General features: G+C 72.0%; 1 protein-coding gene, 1 tRNA gene and 1 other RNA gene. 1 reads left to right on the forward strand and 2 read right to left on the reverse strand.

Annotated elements, in window-relative coordinates:
* Both GKQ77_RS31165 and ffs read right to left on the reverse strand, forming a co-directional pair.
* A partial coding sequence (locus tag GKQ77_RS31165; RefSeq protein ID WP_219692471.1) for a DNA polymerase III subunit gamma and tau occupies positions 1-1,607 on the reverse strand: 1,607 nt, incomplete at its 3' end.
* 44 nt (positions 1,608-1,651) lie between these two features.
* Positions 1,652-1,750, reverse strand: an RNA gene (gene ffs, locus GKQ77_RS31170) — signal recognition particle sRNA small type.
* Positions 1,751-1,881: 131 nt separating this feature from the next.
* On the opposite strand from ffs, the gene GKQ77_RS31175 reads away from it, so the two are divergent.
* Positions 1,882-1,966: transfer RNA gene (locus GKQ77_RS31175), tRNA-Ser, on the forward strand.
* Positions 1,967-2,782 lie beyond the last annotated feature (816 nt).

Below are 2,782 nucleotides of genomic sequence, written 5' to 3' on the forward strand. Positions count from 1 at the left end.
GCGGGGGCCTGCGACGGTCCGCTGCCCGTGGGCGCCGCGGTCGGCCAGCCACCCGGCCTCGGCGCCGACTCCGGAGCGGGAGCGGGGGCAGAGGCAGGGGGCGCACTCGTCGGCGCGGGGCCGCCACCCGGTGCCGAAGCCGTCGGCCAGCCCCCGGGCCTCCGCTCCGCCGAGGAAGCGGCGGGAGCGGCAGGAGGAGCAGCGGGGGGAGCGGCCGGGGCAACGGGAGGAGCCGCGGCCTGCGGCGCCGGGGCGGCGACCGCCTCCGGAGCAGCCGGGACCGCCGCTTCCGGGGCCGGGCCGGTCTGCGGCGCCCCGGACCCTCGTACAGCCGCACGCACGGCAGCGGCACCGCCCCCCGAAGGAACCGGCGCGCCCCCTGCGTGGGCCTCGGGCCCGGGCACGTACGCCATCGCGGGGCCGGGACCCTGCCCGCCCGGGACGAAATTCCCGCCGCGCTCAAGGCGCTCGAGGCGGGCCATGACGGAACGCTCGTCGTCATACGCGGCGGGAAGCAGCACGCGCGCGCAGATCAGCTCGAGCTGGAGCCGGGGCGAGGTGGCGCCCCGCATCTCCGTCAGGCCGTCGTTCACGAGGTCGGCCGCGCGGCTCAGCTCGGCGCCTCCGAAGACACCGGCCTGCGCCTGCATCCGCTCCACGACGTCCGCGGGGGCGTCGATGAGCCCCTTGTCGGCGGCGTCCGGCACGGCCGCGAGGATCACCAGGTCGCGCAGGCGCTCCAGGAGGTCGGCGACGAAGCGCCGCGGGTCGTTGCCCCCCTCGATGACGCGGTCCACGACCTCGAAGGCCGCCGCCCCGTCCCCCGAGGCGAAGGCCTCGACCACGGAGTCGAGCAGCGAACCGTCCGTGTACCCCAGCAGGGAGGTCGCCATGGCATACGTCACACCCGCCTCGCCCGCGCTGGCGAGCAGCTGGTCCATGACGGACATCGAGTCACGCACCGACCCGGCACCGGCCCGCACGACGAGCGGAAGCACGCCGTCCTCGACGGCCACGTCCTCGCGGCCGCAGACCTCGGCGAGGTACTCCCGGAGCGTGCCGGGGGGCACGAGCCGGAACGGATAGTGGTGCGTACGCGAACGGATCGTGCCGATGACCTTCTCGGGCTCGGTCGTCGCGAAGATGAACTTGAGGTGCTCCGGGGGCTCCTCGACCACCTTCAGCAGGGCGTTGAAGCCCGCCGGGGTGACCATGTGGGCCTCGTCGATGATGTAGATCTTGTACCGGCTGGAGGCGGGGCCGAAGAAGGCCTTCTCACGCAGGTCACGGGCGTCGTCCACGCCACCGTGCGACGCCGCGTCGATCTCGATGACGTCGATCGAACCCGGGCCGTTCCTCGCCAGGTCGCGGCAGGACTGGCACTCGCCGCAGGGCGTGGGGGTGGGACCCTGCTCACAGTTGAGACAGCGGGCCAGGATGCGCGCGCTCGTCGTCTTGCCGCAGCCGCGCGGGCCACTGAACAGGTACGCGTGATTGACCCGGTTGTTCCGCAGCGCCTGCTGCAGCGGGTCTGTCACATGCTCCTGCCCGATGACCTCGGCGAACGACTCCGGGCGATAACGGCGGTACAACGCGAGAGACGACACGCATACGAGGTTATAGGCGACCACTGACAACCCGGACCGCCCCAACGCAAAGCGCCCCTCACGCACCCGCCAGAGCCGACCTACCCTTGCTGCCTTCCGGCCCTGGGGGAGTTCAGTCAGATAGCGCCACGTGAGGGGCTGGCCCCCACAGTAGCGGATCCCCGGCCCCGGAAGCGACGCCGGGTGGCGACGGAACGGCCCTCGCGGACGATCACGACGGCCGCCTCGGGACCGTGTTCGCGAGCACTGCCCAACGTCTTGTATTGTTTGCGGCGGAGGATTCGCCTAGTGGCCTAGGGCGCACGCTTGGAAAGCGTGTTGGGGGCAACCCCTCACGAGTTCGAATCTCGTATCCTCCGCCGGCAGAAGGCCCGGACCGCTCGACGGTCCGGGCCTTCGTCGTTTCTCCGTACGATCCGCTGCGTCGCGCCGAGGACCTGAGCCGGGCGATCGACGGCTTACTCGTGAGGGGCCCCGCCAAGGGCATGGTCGCGGACCGGGCCATATTCCTGCCGGACCGCATCGCAGTGGGAGGAACGCGGGGGCGGGCAGCACCGGAGCAAGCGGGTCCGACGATCAGCCCACCCGGCGGGAACGTACGCGAGTGCTCGCGAGCGCGCTCCCGGCCGCCGACGCCCGAGAAGGTGGTCTTGCCGGACGGACGGCGGTACAGCCGGAGAGAGTGGAAATCCGAGGGCAGTACGAGCCGGTGGCAGGCTCTTCCCCACAGGGTGGAGCCGCAGCCCGCTTTGTGCGTCGTCTGCCCGCTCGCACGGCTGGCTCTCTTTCCTCGGGGTGACGCCCGCCATGCTGGGGGCACGGACGGGCGTCGTTCGGATCCTAGGCGGTCGTGCGCGTGCGCAAGCGCGCATTTCGTGCGAGTAATCCAGGGAGGGTCGGGGGGAGTTGGGATCCGGGGTCGTGTTGCGTGGCTTGGGTTATGGGCTGCTGTCGGGCATGGACGCGAGGGTCTTCTCGGAGAGCACCTCGGGCCTCCCCGGGCAACACCGAGGCCTCGGACTTCTTCGGGGGCGCCCTCTGGCTCTTCAGGCGCACGGCCCGGGGGCGCAGGTTGTCACGTATTCTCCGCAGTCGTCCGTCCGGGCGGCCGAGGAAGAGGATGGGCAGTTCGTGTCACGGGTGTCGGGAGGGTCGCGGGTGTCGCGGACCTCGGG

It is taken from the genome of Streptomyces anatolicus (assembly GCF_019400875.1).
GTDB classification, from domain to species: Bacteria; Actinomycetota; Actinomycetes; order Streptomycetales; family Streptomycetaceae; genus Streptomyces; species Streptomyces anatolicus.